The sequence below is a fragment of the Lysinibacillus sp. AR18-8 genome, from assembly GCF_001705465.1.
In the GTDB taxonomy this organism is placed as follows: Bacteria; Bacillota; Bacilli; order Bacillales_A; family Planococcaceae; genus Lysinibacillus; species Lysinibacillus capsici.
The window spans coordinates 40254-60143 of the sequence record NZ_MDGU01000015.1 but is presented as its reverse complement, the minus strand read 5'-3'; the positions used below and the strand labels follow the sequence as shown (position 1 = coordinate 60143).

At 38.8% G+C, this 19890-nt stretch carries 19 protein-coding genes; 1 reads left to right on the top strand and 18 read right to left on the bottom strand.

Annotated elements, in window-relative coordinates; all coding sequences use genetic code 11:
* Positions 1 to 121 precede the first annotated feature (121 nt).
* The 11 genes from spoIVA to prsW all read right to left on the bottom strand — a co-directional run bounded on the left by spoIVA (position 122) and on the right by prsW (position 11365).
* Complete coding sequence (gene spoIVA, locus BFM98_RS13130) at positions 122 to 1600, bottom strand: stage IV sporulation protein A (protein ID WP_048389809.1); 1479 nt, start codon at positions 1598 to 1600, stop codon at positions 122 to 124.
* Between the two features lie 92 nt (positions 1601 to 1692).
* Positions 1693 to 2475: a hypothetical protein gene (locus BFM98_RS13125; RefSeq protein WP_054550706.1), complete on the bottom strand. Its 783-nt coding sequence runs from the start codon at positions 2473 to 2475 to the stop codon at positions 1693 to 1695.
* 22 nt (positions 2476 to 2497) lie between these two features.
* Positions 2498 to 2710 (bottom strand): DUF2768 domain-containing protein, encoded by a 213-nt coding sequence (locus BFM98_RS13120; RefSeq protein ID WP_004232605.1) that lies wholly within the window; start codon positions 2708 to 2710, stop codon positions 2498 to 2500.
* Positions 2711 to 2933: 223 nt separating this feature from the next.
* Positions 2934 to 3950 carry an NAD(P)H-dependent glycerol-3-phosphate dehydrogenase gene (locus BFM98_RS13115; RefSeq protein ID WP_066037615.1) on the bottom strand — a complete coding sequence of 339 codons (1017 nt, stop codon included), beginning with the start codon at positions 3948 to 3950 and terminating at the stop codon, positions 2934 to 2936.
* Between the two features lie 110 nt (positions 3951 to 4060).
* Entirely contained in the window at positions 4061 to 5371 is a 1311-nt protein-coding gene (gene der, locus BFM98_RS13110; protein ID WP_004232601.1) for a ribosome biogenesis GTPase Der, read from the bottom strand.
* Positions 5372 to 5694: 323 nt separating this feature from the next.
* Positions 5695 to 6831, bottom strand: coding sequence for a 30S ribosomal protein S1 (gene rpsA / locus BFM98_RS13105; RefSeq protein ID WP_066037614.1), 1137 nt, complete (start codon positions 6829 to 6831; stop codon positions 5695 to 5697).
* Positions 6832 to 6933: 102 nt separating this feature from the next.
* Positions 6934 to 7608 carry a (d)CMP kinase gene (cmk, locus tag BFM98_RS13100; protein ID WP_066037613.1) on the bottom strand — a complete coding sequence of 225 codons (675 nt, stop codon included), beginning with the start codon at positions 7606 to 7608 and terminating at the stop codon, positions 6934 to 6936.
* Between the two features lie 95 nt (positions 7609 to 7703).
* On the bottom strand, positions 7704 to 8363 hold the full coding sequence (locus BFM98_RS13095) for a flagellar brake protein (RefSeq protein ID WP_066037612.1): 660 nt from the start codon (positions 8361 to 8363) through the stop codon (positions 7704 to 7706).
* 114 nt (positions 8364 to 8477) lie between these two features.
* Entirely contained in the window at positions 8478 to 9761 is a 1284-nt protein-coding gene (locus tag BFM98_RS13090) for a PepSY1/2 domain-containing protein (protein WP_048389800.1), read from the bottom strand.
* Positions 9762 to 9776: 15 nt separating this feature from the next.
* Complete coding sequence (sleB, locus tag BFM98_RS13085) at positions 9777 to 10592, bottom strand: spore cortex-lytic enzyme (RefSeq protein WP_048389795.1); 816 nt, start codon at positions 10590 to 10592, stop codon at positions 9777 to 9779.
* A 98-nt stretch (positions 10593 to 10690) separates the two neighbouring features.
* Positions 10691 to 11365, bottom strand: a complete 675-nt coding sequence (gene prsW / locus BFM98_RS13080; RefSeq protein WP_004232588.1) for a glutamic-type intramembrane protease PrsW — start codon at positions 11363 to 11365, stop codon at positions 10691 to 10693.
* Between the two features lie 83 nt (positions 11366 to 11448).
* On the opposite strand from prsW, the gene BFM98_RS13075 reads away from it, so the two are divergent.
* Complete coding sequence (locus BFM98_RS13075; protein ID WP_066037611.1) at positions 11449 to 12417, top strand: asparaginase; 969 nt, start codon at positions 11449 to 11451, stop codon at positions 12415 to 12417.
* Here BFM98_RS13075 and BFM98_RS13070 read toward each other — a convergent pair.
* The 7 genes from BFM98_RS13070 to BFM98_RS13040 form a co-directional block, all read right to left on the bottom strand.
* Positions 12397 to 13962: an aminotransferase class V-fold PLP-dependent enzyme gene (locus BFM98_RS13070; protein ID WP_066037610.1), complete on the bottom strand. Its 1566-nt coding sequence runs from the start codon at positions 13960 to 13962 to the stop codon at positions 12397 to 12399. The two genes, BFM98_RS13075 and BFM98_RS13070, sit on opposite strands and share 21 nt — an antisense overlap.
* A 5-nt stretch (positions 13963 to 13967) precedes the next feature.
* A complete protein-coding gene (locus tag BFM98_RS13065; protein ID WP_066037609.1) occupies positions 13968 to 14528 on the bottom strand; it encodes a glycerol-3-phosphate acyltransferase in 561 nt (186 codons plus the stop codon).
* 58 nt (positions 14529 to 14586) lie between these two features.
* Positions 14587 to 15552 carry a YpdA family putative bacillithiol disulfide reductase gene (locus BFM98_RS13060; RefSeq protein WP_066037608.1) on the bottom strand — a complete coding sequence of 322 codons (966 nt, stop codon included), beginning with the start codon at positions 15550 to 15552 and terminating at the stop codon, positions 14587 to 14589.
* A 113-nt stretch (positions 15553 to 15665) separates the two neighbouring features.
* Positions 15666 to 16424 (bottom strand): metallophosphoesterase, encoded by a 759-nt coding sequence (locus BFM98_RS13055; RefSeq protein ID WP_066037607.1) that lies wholly within the window; start codon positions 16422 to 16424, stop codon positions 15666 to 15668.
* Positions 16425 to 16569: 145 nt separating this feature from the next.
* Complete coding sequence (locus BFM98_RS13050) at positions 16570 to 17307, bottom strand: LysM peptidoglycan-binding domain-containing protein (protein WP_054550700.1); 738 nt, start codon at positions 17305 to 17307, stop codon at positions 16570 to 16572.
* An 86-nt stretch (positions 17308 to 17393) separates the two neighbouring features.
* Positions 17394 to 18836, bottom strand: a complete 1443-nt coding sequence (locus BFM98_RS13045; protein WP_066037606.1) for a RecQ family ATP-dependent DNA helicase — start codon at positions 18834 to 18836, stop codon at positions 17394 to 17396.
* Complete coding sequence (locus BFM98_RS13040; protein ID WP_066037605.1) at positions 18837 to 19868, bottom strand: YpbB family protein; 1032 nt, start codon at positions 19866 to 19868, stop codon at positions 18837 to 18839. It abuts the gene before it with no gap.
* Between the last annotated feature and the right edge of the window lie 22 nt (positions 19869 to 19890).

Sequence of the window (19890 nt, the reverse complement as noted above, 5' to 3'; positions counted from 1 at the left end):
ATTCATACATGATTATAACCAAAAAATCAGTTTTTCACCCAAAAAACAAAAATAAAAGGACTTTTCGCATAAAAACGAAAAGCCCTGCGTATATTTTTTGCATTTTTTCTGAATTTTATCACTATAAAATAAATGTTACTAAACCACGATCTCCTTCGTTAACCATACGTTCAATCGTCTGACGCATACGTTTTTTGGCAGTGGATGGAACTGCATCCATTTTATAGCGAATTCCCTCTTTTAATACTTCATGCAATGGTGTGCCAAATAATTGTGTATTCCATAAGGCATCACGATCATGTAAATAAGCATGATTTAAATCTTTTAGAAGTTGCTGACTATGGAACTCTGAGCCAATTAACGGTGCAAATTCTGACTCCATATCAACTCGGATAATATGATAGGATGGCGCTTTTGCCTTCATTCGTACGCCGAAGAAATTATTCTGTTTAATGAGCTCTGGGGCTGTTGGCTCAAATTCCTGCATCATTGGCAATGTCACGCCATAGCCTGTCGTATCAGCATCGTGAATAGCACTTTTAAATCGCTTTTGGGCCTCTTTTGCCTCTGCCGCCTCTTTGATAAAGAGTAACCAATCTTTTTTCGTTTCAATTGGTTCTTCTAGCCATTCATTACAAACTGATTTATACAATTCACCCTGTAGGGATACCCGAATTACAGCTGTTCCTACACCTGCATCTACATGAACAACTTCACTTTGGTCAATAAAGTCAATGGCTTTAAAGGCATCTGACGCCTGTTGCACATCTCGAATTTTCATAACAGAAGAAAGGACTTCCTCCATCGAATCAATCAATGCAACATTTAATGGATGTGTAGCATCTAATACATCCAGCCAGTCTGGTTTTTCCACCTCAATGGTACGAATTGGGAATTCAAATAACGCCTCTTGTAAAATATATTGAATATCCGTTTCTCTCATTTGATCAATGGACATCGCAATAACAGGGACATTGTAACGTTCAAACAATTCATTGCGAAGCTGAACCGTTTCTTCTCTCGCAGGCATTTGGCAATTGAGTAAGATGACAAATGGTTTGCCGATGTCTTTTAATTGCTCTACAATTTCCTCTTCTGCCTTCTCTGCTGCTCGTCGACTGATTCCGTTCACTGTACCATCAGTCGTTACGACAATACCAATATTCGCATGATCGCGAATCACCTTATCTGTGCCAATTTTAGCGGCTTCCTGAAATGGAATTGGCTCCGTATGCCAAGGCGTATGAACAAATTTTGGTCCATTTTCATCCTCATAGCCTTTTGTCCCATCGATAATATAACCAACACAATCTGCTAATCGAATTTGGAATGGCATTTCATCTTCACCGACCACAATACGGGTTGCTTGGGCAGGCACAAACTTCGGCTCAGCAGTCATAATGACTGGCCCCGGAGAACTTTGTGGCAACTCATCTTGTGCTCGCATTCTTTCCGTTTCATCCACAATGTTTGGTAACACGACTGATTCCATTACCTTTTTTACAAATGTTGATTTACCTACACGTACTGGACCGACAACACCAATATAAACATCGCCATTTGTGCGCTCTGCAATTTCTCTAAATACTGCTTCACTCAAGGTTTCTGCCTCCTTTATCTACGCTTTTTCACTATATGCGAGCCTGTAGACAAATATGAAAAAGCCCCTCACAAATGTAAGGAGCTTGTTTGCTATTTCTCTTTTTTCTCGGCGGCTTCTGCCTCTTGTTTTTGTAATTCTTTCGCTTTTTTGACATCCGCATTATACGTTTTCATATCATAGATAGGCTCTCCATTCTCGTCCACTGTATATGGAATAGAATAGGCAGGCACCACTGGAAATTTGTCGACAAGCAGTTGGCGAATATCATCACCTGGCTTTACATTCGGCTTATCCTCTTTTAAAAGCTGGCCTAAATCCACAGCATAGTCTACATGTAATTCACCATCACCAGTCATGAAAAGCGGTAACTCGACGCCAGAATAGGGACTTTTTACAGTTACCTCTGTTTTATAACCCAAATCTTTATAGTTGATCTGATAAACATTATCTGAAATTGACCCTTTTATTGGTAAATACTGTGTAGATAGTTTACGAATACCTATTTCACGTATACGCTCTGCCGCGTTTAAATCTACTAATTTGACCGATGCCTCATTTTCAGGGTCCCAAATGATATATTGATATATACCACCTTTTTCATAGGCATTTCCAGGAATTGTCGTCAAATACTTCGGCATAAGTTTTTCAAAATCGATTAAATATTTGATATAGATATCCGTATCTAGCTCGCTATTTTTAATTGGTACTAGTCCACCTGTTGCTTCACGGTATTCATCCACAGCACGTTGAACTGCCGCTAGTTGATCGACATCAGGCGTGACCTTAGCCCTTTTTTCTTCTTCTGGGTACGCACATCCTACTAACAGTATGGCGGTTGCAAATACCAACAGCAAAGCACTTAGTTTTTTCATGTTACTGACACCTCATTATTATTTATGCTGGCCAAGTGGCAACTACAAGTACCATTAAAAATGTGCCGAGTCCAAACAGTATGTATGCACATAAATTTACGACTGTTCGTAAAAATACATTTGAAATCTTATTTCGCGCTAAATAAATTAAGCCGACTGATATAATCATAAATGCGATGCAATAAAACGACACCCACATTACATCAAGCGCAGGCATATGAGCTAACGGGCCCATTTCAAAAAACCACCTTTCTTTGAATGTCAAGACACAATCAAAGTATATTATACTATGTGCTTTTGCTAAAAAGAAATAGTTGTCCCATAACTATCAAGAAATGGACAACTCTTTTAGCATGTATTTCTATTCAACTAGTGGCACACAATAAGGCGTCTCAACAGATTCGTTGAGACACCTTATTTATGTCCATTTAATGACAAGTCTAATCAAAAAATTAATATTAATGCTTCATATCGTCTATTTCTCGTTTTTTCATACGCATCATTAAGGCATCTACTGCCACTTTTGGTTCAACATCATTAAATAGCACACTATAGAGCTCTGTGGAAATCGGCATGGCGACATCATATTTCTCTGCTAATTGATAGGCTGCCTTCGTGGTACGGACACCTTCTACGACCATGCCCATTTGATCCAGCACTTCTTGTAGCTTCATACCTTGCCCTAACATATTACCTGCACGCCAGTTTCGCGAGTGGACACTTGTACAGGTTACAATTAAGTCCCCCATACCTGTAAGCCCTGAGAACGTAAATGGATTACCACCCATTTTTACACCTAACCGTGAAATTTCTGCAAGACCTCGCGTAATAAGTGCCGCTTTTGCATTGTCTCCATAATTTAAGCCATCAGTAATACCTGCCGCTAAAGCGATAACATTTTTCAACGCTCCTCCTATTTCTACACCAATGATATCTTCATTTGTATAGACGCGGAAGAACTGATTCATAAATAAATCCTGTACCTTTTCAGCAGCATCAATATTAGCACAAGCTGCAGTAACCGTTGTAGGATGATGCAGTACCACTTCTTCTGCATGACTTGGCCCAGAAAGAACAACAATTTCTTCCACATACATTGCTGGTAAGCTTTCTGCTAAAATCTCAGATATTCGTTTTAATGAGTCAGGCTCAATTCCTTTCGAAACATGGACAAACAACGCTTTTTTTGTTAATTCAGCCGTTAGTTTCTCGCATACTTCACGAATCGCTTTTGTTGGAACAGCCACAACAATGGTTTCTGCATGAGTAGCTACCTGTGCCATATCACTCGTCGCATGTAAATTTACAGGTAGAATGGTTTCTGGTAAATATTTTTTATTCGTATGCAGTTGATTGATTTCTTCTGCCTGCTCAGCTCTATGTGTCCATACAAGCGTATCATGTCCATTTTCCGCTAGTACCATTGCCAGTGCAGTACCCCATGAGCCTGCCCCTAACACACAAACTTTTTCCATAACAAAATCCTCCCTTTGTTGGGTTGTCTATTAAGTAAGTTCTTTCTTGTAAAAAGACGCCACCCAACAATAATGTCGGGTTGGCGTATTGTATGTCTATAGCTATTGCCTTAAGCACGCGCACGTGTAATTAAACGAATTGGCGTCCCTTCAAAGTCAAATGTTTCGCGGATGCGATTTTCTAAGAAGCGTTCGTATGAGAAATGCATAAGCTCAGGTTCATTCACAAAAATAACGAATGTTGGTGGCTTAATCGCTACCTGAGTAGCATAGTAAATACGTAAACGACGACCTTTATCTGTCGGTGCTGGATTACGAGCCACTGAGTCCTCAATCACTTCATTTAAAATAGAGGACTGAATACGCATCGCATGATTCTCGCTGACACGTTGGATAATCGGTAAAATTTGATGCACACGCTGTTTTGTATTCGCCGATACAAAAATAATTGGGGCATAATCTAAAAATAGGAAATGCTCACGAATTTGCTGTGTAAAGACATTCATTGTTTTTTCATCTTTTTCAATGGCATCCCATTTATTCACAACAATGATCACAGCTTTTCCAGCCTCATGTGCATAGCCAGCGATTTTTTTATCTTGCTCCTGAATACCTTCTTCTGCATTCAGCACTACTAAAACAACGTCTGAGCGTTCAATAGCACGTAGCGCACGTAACACAGAATATTTCTCGGTTGTTTCATAAATCTTTCCTTTTTTACGCATTCCAGCCGTATCAATAATGACATATTCCTGTCCATCATATGCATAAGGTGTATCAATCGCATCACGTGTTGTCCCTGCAATATTACTAACAATAACACGTTCCTGCCCTAGGAAAGCATTCACTAAAGAGGATTTCCCAACATTCGGGCGACCAATTAAAGAGAATTTAATGACATCATCACCGTATTGTTCTTCATCTTCTTTCGGGAAATGTTTCGCACATTCGTCCAATAAATCCCCTAAACCTAAACCGTGGGAACCTGAAATAGGCCAAGGTTCACCGAAGCCAAGTGCATAAAAATCATAAATCATTTCACGCATATCAGGATTATCAATTTTATTGACCGCTAATACGACTGGTTTTTTTGTTTTGTATAGAATTTTAGCAACTTGCTCATCTGCTGCCGTTACCCCTTCACGACCATTTGTCATGAAAATAATAACGTCTGCTTCATCAATAGCGATTTCAGCTTGTTGACGAATTTGTTCTAAAAACGGCTCGTCTCCAATTTCAATGCCACCTGTATCAATAATATTAAAATCGTGTGTTAACCACTCTGCCGAACTATAAATACGGTCACGTGTTACGCCTGGGATATCCTCCACAATCGAAACACGTTCTCCAACGATACGATTAAAAATCGTCGACTTACCTACGTTCGGACGACCTACGATGGCTACTACTGGTTTCGTCATCTGTACTTCATCCTTCCAACTTCTTGTCTTTCGCTATTATACACGAAAAATGCCATTATATCATATCATATCCATAATGTAGAACGCTATGTATGGTGATAAAAGGTGTTACCTCATTTTTTTAAGCGCTCTATCAGATGTTATAAAGGTTCTATCGCCTTTTTAATTCCTATCCTTTATTTTGAGAATCTTATCCGCTACTTTTAGAGTTTTATCCTTCAATTCAAAGATTTTATCCACTCTTCAATCGCTATTCTTCACTTTCAAAATCCTATCAACCATAAAAATAGCGAGGATACATTTATGCATCCTCGCTTTATACATTATTTAAAGTTTTTTAGTTTATCGCCAATCACATCACCGAATGAGAAGCCTGTATTCTCTTCAGGTAATTCATAGTCGATTACTTCTTCTGCTTCAGGATTTTCTAATAATTCTTTAATACTAAGGGCTAGACGGCCTTCGTCAGCGTTGACATCAAGAACCTTTACCTGTACTTCTTGTCCCTCTTTTAGTGCTTCATGAGGTGTGTTAATGTGCTTATGCGCAATTTGCGATATATGCACTAAACCTTCAACGCCTGGGAATACTTCCACAAATGCGCCAAATGAAGTAAGTCGCTTCACTCTACCGTCTAAAATAGTGCCTTTAGCGGCACGTTCTTCAATATTAGACCATGGTCCAGGAATTGTTTCCTTAATAGATAAAGAAATACGTTCATTTTCTGGGTCCACTGATAGAACTTTTACTTTTATATCTTGTCCTTCAGCTAAAACCTCACTCACATCACTCACATGCTCATGTGATACTTGCGAGATGTGTACAAGACCATCAATACCACCTAGGTCGATAAATGCACCAAATGACGCGAGACGCTGTACTTTACCATCCAATACATCGCCAGCTTTTATTTGATTAATCACATTTTTCTTTTGTGAAGCTTTCTCTGCTTCAACCACTGCTCGGTGAGATAAAATAAGGCGATTCTTATCCTTATCAAGCTCAACAATTTTAAAGCTTAATGTTTGCCCTTTATAACCTTCAAAATCATCAACAAAATAGTCCTCTACAAGCGATGCTGGTACAAAGCCACGTACACCTAAATCTACGACAAGACCACCTTTAACAATATCCTTTACTTCCGCTTCAAAGATTTCCTCAGCGGCAAATTGCTGCTCCAGTGTATCCCATGCTTTTAGAGCATCCACTTTACGTTTTGATAGGACAAAGTTTTCTTCTTCAACCTTTGTAATCATCAATTCTAATTCATCTCCAACTGAGATGACATCAGACGCTTTCTCAATGTGTAAGCTAGATAATTCACTAATCGGTACAATACCATCAAACGGAGCACCTGGAATTGATACAGATACTGCCTTTTCATCAACTTGCGCGGCAATGCCTTTGACGATATCACCCTCGTTAAACGTTTGTTCTGCATAGTTCATTTCTTCAGACATATGTAACCCTCCTTCGCATCTTCCCTTACTATTTTATTCGATATTGAAGACAAAGACAAAAATAAATCCTTTAAATTCTAAAAATGTCTGAAATTTTAGGATTTATAGCATTTTTTCTTCTGCTAATTTTAAAATAGCTTGTGCTGCATCATCAATGGACAATGCTGTTGTATCTAAAAAAACCGCATCTTCAGCTTGAATCAGTGGCGATGCTTCACGCTCACTATCCTTTTTATCACGTAGCGCTATTTCTTCCTGAAGTTTTTCAAGAGAGGACTCAATTCCTCTTTTTTGATTATCAATCAAGCGTCGTCTAGCACGCTCCTCTACTGTTGCAGACATGAAAACCTTTAGTTCTGCATCCTTTAAGACATGTGTCGCAATATCGCGGCCATCCATGACAACACCGCCATTAGCTGCAAGTTTTTGCTGTTGAGCAACTAATAGCTCACGAACCTTCGCATGGGCAGCTACTTGTGAGACTGATGAAGTGACCTCATTAGAGCGTATTTCCGCTGACACATTGTGACCATCTAAAAAAACAAGCTGTCCCTGAGGTGATGGTTTTAATTCAATTGTGCTTACTTCAAGCATCTCTGCTAATTTTGCTTCATCATCTAAATGTATGTTTTGTTGCATCGCTTTATACGTAACTGCTCGATACATTGCCCCTGTGTCAATGTAAGTAAAGCCAAGTGCTTCAGCAACAATTTTCGCGATTGTACTTTTGCCAGCACCAGCAGGCCCGTCTATCGCAATTTGAATGTTTTTCTTCATATTCTTCCCTACTTTCTGCACCTCTTATTGTATCATATAACCTCAAAAAAGCCCTCTACTAGGAGAGGGCTTCATCAAAATATTCATAAAGGATTTTAAACATTAAAAGGGTTCATTTCTTTACGTCGATTGACTAATTGACGTTCAAAGCAAAAACGGACAATATGCTGTTGATCGACGTCATCTGTATCTGTTAGTTGGATTGTTGCAATGCGTTTATCCTCTTTTTCAAAAATACGTACGATCAGCGCTTCCGTAATGACATACTTGACATCTCCATTGGCAAATGGCAATACAATGGTTAGTTTTACTTCATCACCCTCAGTGAAAGCTACTTGACCTTTCAACATGACTGCTAGGCCTCCTGCACTAATATCCACAGTCACAAGCTGATATTTATAGTCTTTCAACTGAATGGCAACGTCTACTTGTGTCTCCACACGAACGTATTCTCGTCGCTGAATTTTTATAAACTCCTCTGGTGTTGGACAATGCAACATAATCATTGGTATATTACCTGCTTTACGGCCAACTACCTCTGTATTAAAGGCAAAGGATTGCTTATCCTCAGTACGAAAAGTTGCTCTAAATTCTGAGCCATCTATTAAAAATGCCGTTTTCTTTGTTACCATATTAACCGGATAATCAATATATAGAATATTATCTTTTTGCTCTACAACTTTACAGCGGAATTTCTCCAAACGCTCTGTATAAGTTGGTTCAAGTTGTAATTGTGTACCAATTTTTATTTCCATGAGCATCTCCCCGTGCGAAAAATATAGTTTAATTATCTCATGAGAAGCTTATTTTGGCTATAAAAATTGGTAGTATTTTCATGTCAAGTTGATACAGAGCGGAAGCATCATTGATTAAGTTAGATATTCCACTTTTAATACATTATGGTTTTCCGCATCAATAACAATTCTAAATGTTTCCTGCGTATTACCATCACGCAATGCAATGACCTCATAGCAAAGACGTTGCTCAAATTGTCCATTATCTGTGTAGATATTTTTTACCTCTTGTACTTGGATATCGTCTTGGAAGAACGTTTTCCAATCAATCGGCTTAGCTGTTTGCTTTTTAATATTTTCTTCTTGAATATATTCCATTGCATTTGCACCTAACAGCTCACCTGTATCTTTCGCCACTTTCAATTGAACACCATCAGCGTAGATTAACGCATTATCTCCAGGATGGACACGAGCAAATGTCACATGCCAAGCTTGATGATTTTCTCGTGATTCCACATAAGCTACATCTTTCATGCCTAATTTCTTCACATATTCCTGCGCTTTTTTCATGATTTCCTCTTGTGATAACTTGGCTTCATCCACAGGACGTTCTACTAAATAGGATAATAAATGTCCACCCTTTTCTGTTAAATCAACATAGCCTAATCGAATCCCTTGGTGGAATTGGATATGATAAAAAGGATATGGTGCTGTATCACTACTTTTTGTAACTGTAAATGTAGCATCTTTAATGACTGGGAATAAGTATTTCACTTTCTCTAGTGCTTCTTTTTCGGTAATAACTGCATCCTGTAATGCCTTTAACTCAATTTTTTTCTGCCAATCAGATTCAGATAAAGTTAACGGGAAATCCTTTTCGCCGTAGCCCTTTAATGTATCCTTTACAGTATCAAATTGGCTATTTGGATTTTTATTATCTACTTGTTGTAGCCAAACATCCATTTTCCCATCATGCTTATAGAAATCGACGGTTGCAGCTGTCCATTCATCGGAAAGAGATTGTAAATTCGTTGAAACCTGGGGCATTTTTTCACGCCAAGCTTCATAATCCCCTGTTTTCGCTGTCCTTTTTGCTTCATCGCCAAGTCGACCTAGATAGTTCATCCATTCACTTGATAGTTCTTGTCCTATTGGAATATTCGCAATTGAAGAACGAACTTCTGAGCTTAAACGCCAAACCGAATCTAGTTCATTGTGAATCGCCTGCTCATCTTGAAACAACAGGGATTGTGATACTGAGCGTTGAAGATGGGAAAGTTTTTCAGATGCATCCGTTAACTTATCTGTATATTGTGCTAGTACGGTACGTTGTAAATCTTCTTTATCTCCATGTAAATCAATACTGTATGCCCCTAACCCAATAACGGCAATCGTTAAGACCACGAGCCAAGTTTTCATCTAGGTTCCTCCTTTCTATGAACAGAAAATATGCTCTCCAATTTGTTTAATTTGTGGACGTGACCAAATCCATTTGCTCGTTGCAGTTTTTGGATTGAAATAATACAATGCATTTTCAGAAGGGTCCCAGCCGTTCATTGCATCAATAACTGCCTCTTTTGCTCGCTCATTTGGCTCAAGCCAAATTTGCCCATCTGCAACGGCCGTAAATGCTAACGGTTGGAAAATGATACCTGAAATAGTATTCGGGAAATCTGGGCTTTCCAAACGATTTAAAATAACTGCGGCAACCGCTACTTGTCCTTCATATGGTTCTCCCCTTGCCTCTCCATATACCGCATTCGCCATTAGCTGTAAATCACGCTCTGTATATTTGGGAGGAACTTGTGTCTGTGTTCCATTATTATTACTACTTCCACTACTATTGCTACTGCCACCACTAGTATTCTTTTTCACTTGCTGATCAAGTGGCTGCCCACCATAATAAGTAAATTGATTTCCTGCATTTAATTGAGCTTTCACCCATTTTTCGTCATAATCTGAATTGCCCGTTAACGCTTTCTTTGTCTTAGCGCCTGCAATTCCGTCTACTGGTAACCCATAATTTTCTTGGAAATTACGTAAAGCCCAGTATGTGTTGTAGCCAAATTTGCCATCAATTTTACTCTTATAAAAACCTAAGTATTGTAGCCTCGCTTGCAATTCAACGACATCATCTCCATAGGCACCCCGAGTAATTTGCTGATCGCTAAATGCATTCGCATCATTTTGAGGAATCGCAATTATACTAATTCCTAATATTAAAGCAAAAAGTATGCTTACTAAACGCACTTTTATCACTCCTTTTTTTTATAGCTTGAAACAAAAGGAGTAATTTATACATGATAAAAATGAAATAAAGCGTAGAAATCTTTGACGATTTCTACGCTTTATATTTTCTTTTGCATATGAAGATGCTGCACCAGATGATAATGTGCAAGCTTCACTTTACGTAAGCCAAACCACCATAAAAACAACATAAAAGGAATCATTAAATAAACCCAGTGACCTTTGAATGATAATATTGTATTGTATAGAATGTGAAGTACGACTGGTGCACAAAGCGCCATAGCAATCATCTCTTTTGTCTTAACAAGTTTCGAAAACTTAGCCCGTCCATAATAATAGCCCATTACGACACCGAACAAAGCATGACTCGATACTGGTAATAAGGCTCGCATAAATGCCGTGTCTAAGCCAAATGAAAGTAAATAAAGAACATTTTCAATCGTAGCAAAGCCAAGTGAAATGCTTGCCCCGTACAATATACCATCGTAAGGGTCATCAAATTCTATATGATTATAGATGGCAATTAATAGCACAAACCATTTAAAAAATTCTTCAATGACACTCGAAAATAGTACGTCTTGAAGATAAAGATATCGAAAAACCCCTTCCTCTGTTAATACATACTGTAAAAACATGATTGGGAACGTTAAAAATGCGCCGTATAAAAACGTTTGTAGTAAAGTTCTTCTTGGCTCCGTAGCCATCTGATTGCGCAAATAGAAATAACTAAAAAGCGCTAGACCGGGAGCAATGGCAGCAGATAATAAAATGATCATGATGCCGGCTCCTTTCAACAATAGACTGCTATTATTATACCATGTAATGACAAAAAAACTTTTTAAAAGGAGATTTATTTTTTATGAAAAAAACAATTTTATTAATTCATACTGGCGGCACAATCTCCATGGCGATGAGTGCTGAAGGAGCGGTCATGCCTAATAAGGAAAATCCTCTAATGAAGGAAAGTAATAAACTGGCTTCACTAGCAAGCATTATCGAAATAGAAGCTTTTAACCTTCCTTCTCCACATATTACACCGAAAGAGATGCTTTTATTGCGTAACTTGATTTTGGAACAAATTGACGCACAGCCAATTGACGGTGTGGTCATCACACACGGTACGGATACATTGGAAGAAACCGCCTATTTCTTAGAGCTAACTACGAACTTAGCCATTCCGATTGTGCTAACAGGTGCAATGCGTTCATCTAACGAACTTGGAGCAGATGGGATTTATAATTTAGTAGAGGCAGTCCGAGTAGCTGTTGATGAAGAAGCACGTGATAAAGGTGTGCTTGTTGTGATGAATGATGAGGTTCATCTTGCTGTAAATACAACAAAAACAAGCACAAGTTCTGTAAATACTTTCCAATCTCCACAATATGGACCGATTGGCCTTATTACAAAATCCAGAATCTTATTCCATCACGCACCAATTCGTCGACAATATGTAGATGTTAACAATTTAACTAAGCGTGTCGCAATGCTAAAAGTGTACGCTGGAATGGAAGAAGATTTATTGGATGTCGTGCTTGCATGTAAATATGATGGTGTTGTGCTAGAAGGACTAGGTCAAGGGAATGTCCCGCCATCTGTTGTAAAGGGAATTGAAAGCCTTATACAGCGAGACATCCCAGTTGTACTTGTTTCCCGCTGCTTTAATGGAATTGCAGAAGGTGTTTATGGCTATATGGGCGGCGGTAAAATGCTAGAAGACTTAGGCGCCATATTCGCCACAGGTATTAATGGTCAAAAGGCACGCTTAAAATTATTAATAGGCCTTAACACAACTGGCTCGCCTTTAAATTTAAAGGACTTTTTCTTGTAACGCTAAAGTCTCGATCACCTGTTCATAATAGCCCAGTATTTCGCTAAGTCGAGCCAAAGCTTCATCAAAATCTGGCTGTATCACAGAAAATTGAATGAAATTCTTTTGGCGTAAATACTGGCTTTCACCATGAACGAATAGCCCGTTTAATGCTAAATCAATAAGTAGGTTGGCATAATTATTAGGCAATTGAACAGTTATCAACATCGGATATTGAGTAGTTGGATATTGAAATTGCATGATTGGTAGCTGCAGCAGTGATTGAAAGCGTTGCTGTAGCTGCTCATAACGTGCTGGATAGGCTTGCAATGCCATCTCCACATTGCTCAGTAATACAGCAGGTAATGTAAATGGTATGACACCTTGCTGATAATTTGCTAAATCAAGATAAGCGGGTAGATCGGCAGATGGGGGTGCAAGTGATTGCGAAAATACAAATGCTAGCCCACTTAACGCACCAATGGCCTTACCACTCACAGCCGTAGCTAAATAGCAGTCCTGTAAAGAGAACGGCATGGCACCGAACGAACTAATACAATCTATACATAACTTTACATTGTATTGTTTAGCAAGCTTTTTAAGAATATCTAAGTTATTACAAGTTCCCGTGGAAGTCTCACCATGTACTGCCAACATCCACTGATAAGACCCCGTCTCAAGCTGTGAAGCCAGTTCTTTGTCATCAAATACTGTTCCCCATTCTTTTTCTACCACATCATAATGTAATGACCAACGAGCGGCTTGCTTCTGTAAACGTTCACCGAATTCTCCATTTGTGAGAATAAGCCCTTTTCCTAATTGCTGTGCCTTTAGTTGTGCAAGCATTACTTCATTTGCTAGCGTTCCCGTCCCTACGATTACACCAACATGATTGGACTTTGATAAATGCAGCAACTTCTTCTGCACTCGTTCATAAAGCGCATAAAAAGGTAATGAACGATGTGATAAATCTGAATGAGCAATTGTCTCTAATTGCTTCACCGGCCCAGGATAAAATGTAGAGGGTTCCGTCGTTAGTCTATGTTGTAATGATTGTTCAAATTCATGTCTAGTGAGCACCATCGGTAAAAACATCGCACCCTCTTCCCCGACAGCTGGTGCAAACTGCTTAAAACCCATCTGCTTATATAGTTTTTCCTCTCTCGTTGTACCTGAAATCACTGCAGCAGAATAGCCTTTTTCGTAGGCAAATGTAGTTAAGGCCTGAGTAAGCTTCAATAGAACTCGACCCGTTCGATAACCTTTCTTCACGGAAAGCAAACGAATTTCACAAAGCTTCTCACAATTTTCCTTCGATAAATACTGCTCGACCTTACCAATCTTTTCATCAATAGAAAATGGTCGTTGATCTCTAAACGCCACCATGCCAATTAATTCTGTTTGCTTATAAACAACGACATAGGTATTCTCCTGATGAAATCGATCTACTTTTTTTCGCGATGCATTTACCTCATGCTGAGGAATTTCTTCTACAAATGTTTCATAATTCAATCGAGCAATCGCCTCAAATTCTTCATTTGTCTTGGCAATTTTACACCAATACATTTCCTTCACTTCCCTCTTTTCAATGATTCCTGAATATTAGACATATGCTTAATAAGCATACACACGATTGCCATGATTAAAAGTCCATATGGCTCTAATTTCCCTGCTTGTATAATTGCGGCTATATAAAAAGCAAAGCCCCCAACCATGCCAAGTGTCAGACTTCTAGTAAATGCAGATATAAGTGCTGTACCAATAATCATCCATAAAAAAAGACTTGGCGATAAGGCGAGACCCACACCAATAAAAGTAGCTACACCTTTCCCTCCATTCCATTTCAGCCAAATCGGAAATAGATGGCCAATTATCACCCATGCAGCTCCGCCAATAAGGACCCATTCATCCAATTGCCACATGCGTCCTAATCCGACAACAAGTACACCTTTTAATGAATCGCCAAGAAGAGTCAAAATAAACGCTGTTTTCCCAATCACACTTCCCGCATTACGCGCGCCTAAATTTTTACTACGCTCTTCCTGCAAATTGACACCGTATATCTTACCAACGATATAAGCCGTCAAGATGTTTCCTATTAAATAACTCAAGAGCCAATACAAGCCAATCATTGAGCTGCCTCCTTGCTAAAAAGGCTGTATAAGCTACATGCCTATACAGCCTCGATCGTTATTTTTTTCTCTGCTCAATAGTTCGAGCGATACATTCGCCATGGAAACGACCATTTTCAATAAAAATTTCATTGGCATTATTTCCTGCTGCAATAACACCTGCAATGAATAGTCCTTCAACATTGGTTTCCATCGTTTCAGGCGTAACATAAGGACGACCCGTTTCTTGCTCTATGTCCACTCCCATCGCTTTAATAAAGGAGTGATCAGGATGATAGCCAGTCATAGCAAAAACGAAATCATTTTTTACTATTTTCTCTTGGCCCTCTACTTCTAAAACAACTTCGTGCTCACGTATTTCCAATACATTTGTATTAAAAAGCATGTCAACTTCTCCAGTTTTGACTACCCCTTCAAATTCGGGCAATACCCATGGCTTGATGCTTGGAGAGTATTCGCTGCCACGATAGGCTACGGTTACACGAGCACCGGCTTTATTTAATTCTAACGCGGCATCTATCGCTGAATTTTTGCCGCCTATAACTAGAACATCCGTATCAAAAAATTCATGGCCCTCTTTAAAATAATGGAAAACTTTGGGTAACTGCTCACCATGGATATTTAAATAATTCGGATGATCATAATAACCTGTTGCAATGACAACATAGGGCGTTTCATATATTTCCTTATCGGAGGTAACCGTGAACAAATCATTATTTTTTACAACACTTTGTACTTTTTCGAAGCGATTAACTTGTATATTTTTTAAACGGACGACCTCTCGATAGTAGACAAGGGCTTGATTGCGTTTCGGCTTACGTCCTTCAATAATAAATGGTACATCACCAATAGCTAACCGTTCACTCGTACTAAAAAATGTTTGATGTGTAGGGTAATGATAGATGGCATTGACGATATTTCCTTTTTCAATCACAATAGGTTGTAAACCAATATTTTGCAAAGCTATTGCTGCTGCTAAGCCGCATGGGCCTCCTCCAACAATAATTGCATCTGCTTGCTGCATTTCTTGACACTCCAATCGAATTTGAACAGCAAAAATTGCTGCTCCATGCTTTCACATTATCATAGAATAGACGATACCTTTTTATTATACGCCTTCTCACACGATTTGGTTGTTTATTTACTCGAAATATCAATGTCAATTATATGACATTGGGGCTTTGCACCAAATCGAAAAGGTACTAATGTCGTCCCATAGCCATTGCTTACTAAAGTCATGACACCATCACGCCGACGATAGGAACCATTTGGATGAACACCATATGGACCGAATCTGATTTGCCCTCCGTGTAAATGTCCCCCCATCATTAAATCCGCACGGAACTTAGCCCGAACTTTCGCAAAAACCTCTGGATTATGGGCGATGAAAACAACTAAATCCTGCTCTCCTATCTTTGCAAAAGCTTTTTCAAAACTATATTCTTTAACGGTTGTATCCTCAATAGCACTTAACCAAAAGCTATTTTTAAGCGGAAGCTGTACGGCATCATTGACAATAATTTGAACATGGTATGCCTGTAAAATGTCCTTCAGTCTTTCTTCCCCAATTTCTCTGTCATTATTGCCCCAAATAAAATAGGTTGGTCCAAGGGACGTTAATAATGATAAATTTTCATGAATACGATCAATCGGTGTACGGCTATCCGCAAAATCACCGCCAATAATTACTGCATCAAAATGATGTCCCTGTAACTGTGCAATCATTTTCTTACTTATTTTACGTAAATGAACATCTGAAATAAAAAATAATCGTACCTTCTCCTGTTCACCCTGTAATGAAAGCTGGTGAGACAATACATTATTTTCATGTGCCACCTTCCACATATAAAGTGGAGGGGCGATGACTACCAAAAGAAATAGCCCTAAATATAGCATTTTCTCACTTCTCCTTACGACAGCAAAAAGGCGATTCTTCTTAAAAAACGAATCGCCTTTTTGCTAAATCAGACGTACGTTTTGGTGTGAACGTTTGTCTGTAATTTTATACTAGAAAACCTATATAACGATAAAAAAAATTCTATTAAGGTAACTTAATGACTTGCCCAACCATTACAGTATTAGAGGACATCCCATTAGCAGCACGAATTTTAGCTAAAGTCGCTTCACTGCCATCGCCATAGTGATTTAATGCAATTCGGTATAAGTTCTCATTTGCTTTTACAGTATGTGTCGTTGCTTTAGCATTTTGTTTTGCTTCTTCCGCTTTTCTAGCCTCTTCTGCTTTTCTTGCTGCCTCTGCTTGTTGTTGAGCTATTCTTGCTTCTTCAGCTTTTCGAGCTTCTTCGGCTTTTTTTGCTTCCTCTGCCTTTTTCGCTTCTTGAGCCTTTTTCGCTTCTTCAGCAGCTTTTTGCTCCGCTGCTAACTTATCAGCATCTTTTTGAGATTGCTCTTGAGCCTTCTTATCTCCCTGAGCGTCTTGACCCTTATCATCTTTTTCCTTATCTTTATCTGACGCAGATGCTTCTGAAGGATCTAATTCGACAACCTGTTCAGCTGTATCCTTTTCGGCTTGTTCAATCGTTTTTCCTGGTTCATAAAATTTCCAAAAATAAATAAGAATTGTTAATGGTATCAAGATAAAAATAACAAACAGAATCGTCATTAACGGTGTCTTACGTTTCGAATTTTTTGGCTTTTTGTTTTTATTACCGTTTTTATTCATTCTGGAAACTCTTGATAAGGATTGCTGTTCTTTTTGCTCATCTTCAAACGATTGACGATGCTCTTCTATTTTATCGCGATAATCTTCTTTATTCATTCGCCTTTCCCCCAACCTTACTACGCTTTCTATCATCTCTATTATGACGAATTTTACGAAAAAAGTAAATGACCGTCAGTTTTAGTCTAATTACCCATTAATAGTTGTTGCAATCGACTTTTCCACGTTGCCATTTCTACTTTCTTTTTCTCTTTTAAGCGTACTTTCTTGATTACATCATAATGGATTCCACAATTTTCACAACAGTTTTCCGGCTTTTTCTGCAATTTTTGCCCAAAATACCCGACTAAATGTTCACGAATACAGTCTTTTGTCTGTATGATTTGAAGCATTTCATTCACTGCATTGTATTTCTCTAGTGCTAAATGATTTAATCGGACCTTCACTTGTTCCGAAGACTCTCGTTGCAGCCAATAGTCTAACACACGGAAGGCTGTCTCACTTAACTCCCCATTTTTCAGCATTTGGATGGGCTGTATTTGCTGAGATAGCAGCTCCTGATAGCGGTCAACATGATGTAAAGTTGGTAAATCGCCTGTCACAACAAATTTAGCCAGCTCCTCATCACCTTCAGCATATAGTAATATAGCAAGTGCAGAGTGACCATCCCGCCCTGCACGTCCGATCTCCTGCATATAATTCGCTATATTGGCAGGCATTGATTCATGAATGACCTGCCGTATATCAAGCTTATTAATGCCCATACCAAAAGCGTTTGTTGCAACAATCCAATCAAGTTCACCAGCTATAAATTGCTGTTGAATAAATTGACGGTCCTCCACCCCATAGCCCGCATGATATGCAGCAACACGAACGCCCTCTTGTAATAAGGCTTCGCTATATTGTTGCGCACGTTTACGTGAGGAAACATATAAAATACCAGGTCCTGCTGTTTCCGTAATATGGTGCATGAGCCATCTAGCTTTATCAGCCTTATCCTCCACTACTACACGGCCTAAATGAATATTCGGGCGGTCAACATTATACATAAACTCGAATGGAGCTTTGAGAGATAAAGTTTCCCGTATATCTCGAACAACCTTCTTTGTTGCCGTAGCAGATAATGCCAAAATCGGCGGACGATTTCCTCTCGTTAGCCAGTCACCTATTCGTAAATAATCTGGTCGAAAATCAAAGCCCCATTGTGAGATACAATGTGCCTCATCTACTACGATTAAACCTAGCTTCATCTGCGCCAGTTTCTCTTGTACCTGTTGCTGGAGCAGCATCTCTGGGGAAGTAAAAATAAAACGATATTGCTCTAAATAATGTAATACATAACGTTTCTCTGTTAGTGATAAAAAGGAATTTAAAGCTACCACCCTCTTTTCCCCAAAACGCTTCAGCTCTTCTACTTGATCCTGCATTAATGACAGTAATGGTGAAACAATTAGTACAGGTTTCTCTAATGTATAGGCTGGTAGCTGGTAGCAGAGTGATTTTCCCATTCCTGTTGGCAATAAGGCAATAACATCTTGTTCTTGTAGTAATGCCTCAATAACTTCTTTCTGTCCTGGCCGAAATGATGAATAACCAAAATGCTTATGCAATAATTGTTCAAGTTCCATTTATACTTCTCCTTTCGCAAGGACAAGCCTTAATTGAAAATAACTCATATCGTTTAAAGCTTCATGTAATATTTTCAATTTTTTTGTTTGATACTGCTTCGATGCCTGCCACACTTTTTGAGCTTCATCATAGGAGACGAATGGGCCAATAGAAAAGTTCGGTTCATACATAGCTAATTCCACAAAATGATCCTCAATTGTACTTTGTTTTAGTTTTCTCATTTGAACAATTTGCTCCATCGAATAACCTTGTTCATATAATTGTGCGGTTTGTTGTGCAGAATCTGTTAGCAATATTTTAACTTTTAATCCTTCTGCCACATGCCCTAGTAATGGGTAATCATCTATTTTTTGATGCACTTCATTTAATAATATATGTAGGGTTTCAATAAAAGCTAATTGACTATCCAGTACAGTTTCCTTCCGTTCATCTGCAAGTTGTTGCCACGTCCATCCTGGTAATTGATAACCACTTAAACGATACAGAACAAGCTGTTTGCTTGCATCTGACACAGGGAGAATAGTTAGCACATGATTACATTCTGTCAATAATTGCTGCTGTAAATGACCTTCCTTATAATGATGTGCCTGTAAAAAAGTTCGCACCCACGCTTGAATCATTGTATCTCTACTAATCGGTGAAAAGGTACGAACGGCTGCGGCTTGATGTGACAAACTTTGTACAATGAGAGAGAGCCTCGCAAAAAACACATGCTCATTTCCCCGATAGTGCCAACCATCAAAGAAAAAGGTTGGCGTTTGTTGTGCACGTTGTAATCCTAGCGTTTCCATGTAAAAATGACCAGATTCCTGCACAGTTAACCAACTATTCTGCATAAATAAGTTTACAGCCTCATCAAATGTAATACGAGATAGTTTTGGCAAGAGGCCAAAATATTGATGCAGTTGAAAAAGACCAATATCTTGAATTGTCTGGCCTGAACGCTTCCCTCTTAGGACATGATAGGCAGCCGAAATCGTCCGCTCTTTATTGAGTTTTTGAAAGATTTGCAATAAAATTTGATGAAACATTGACGCAAATTCCTCCAATTTA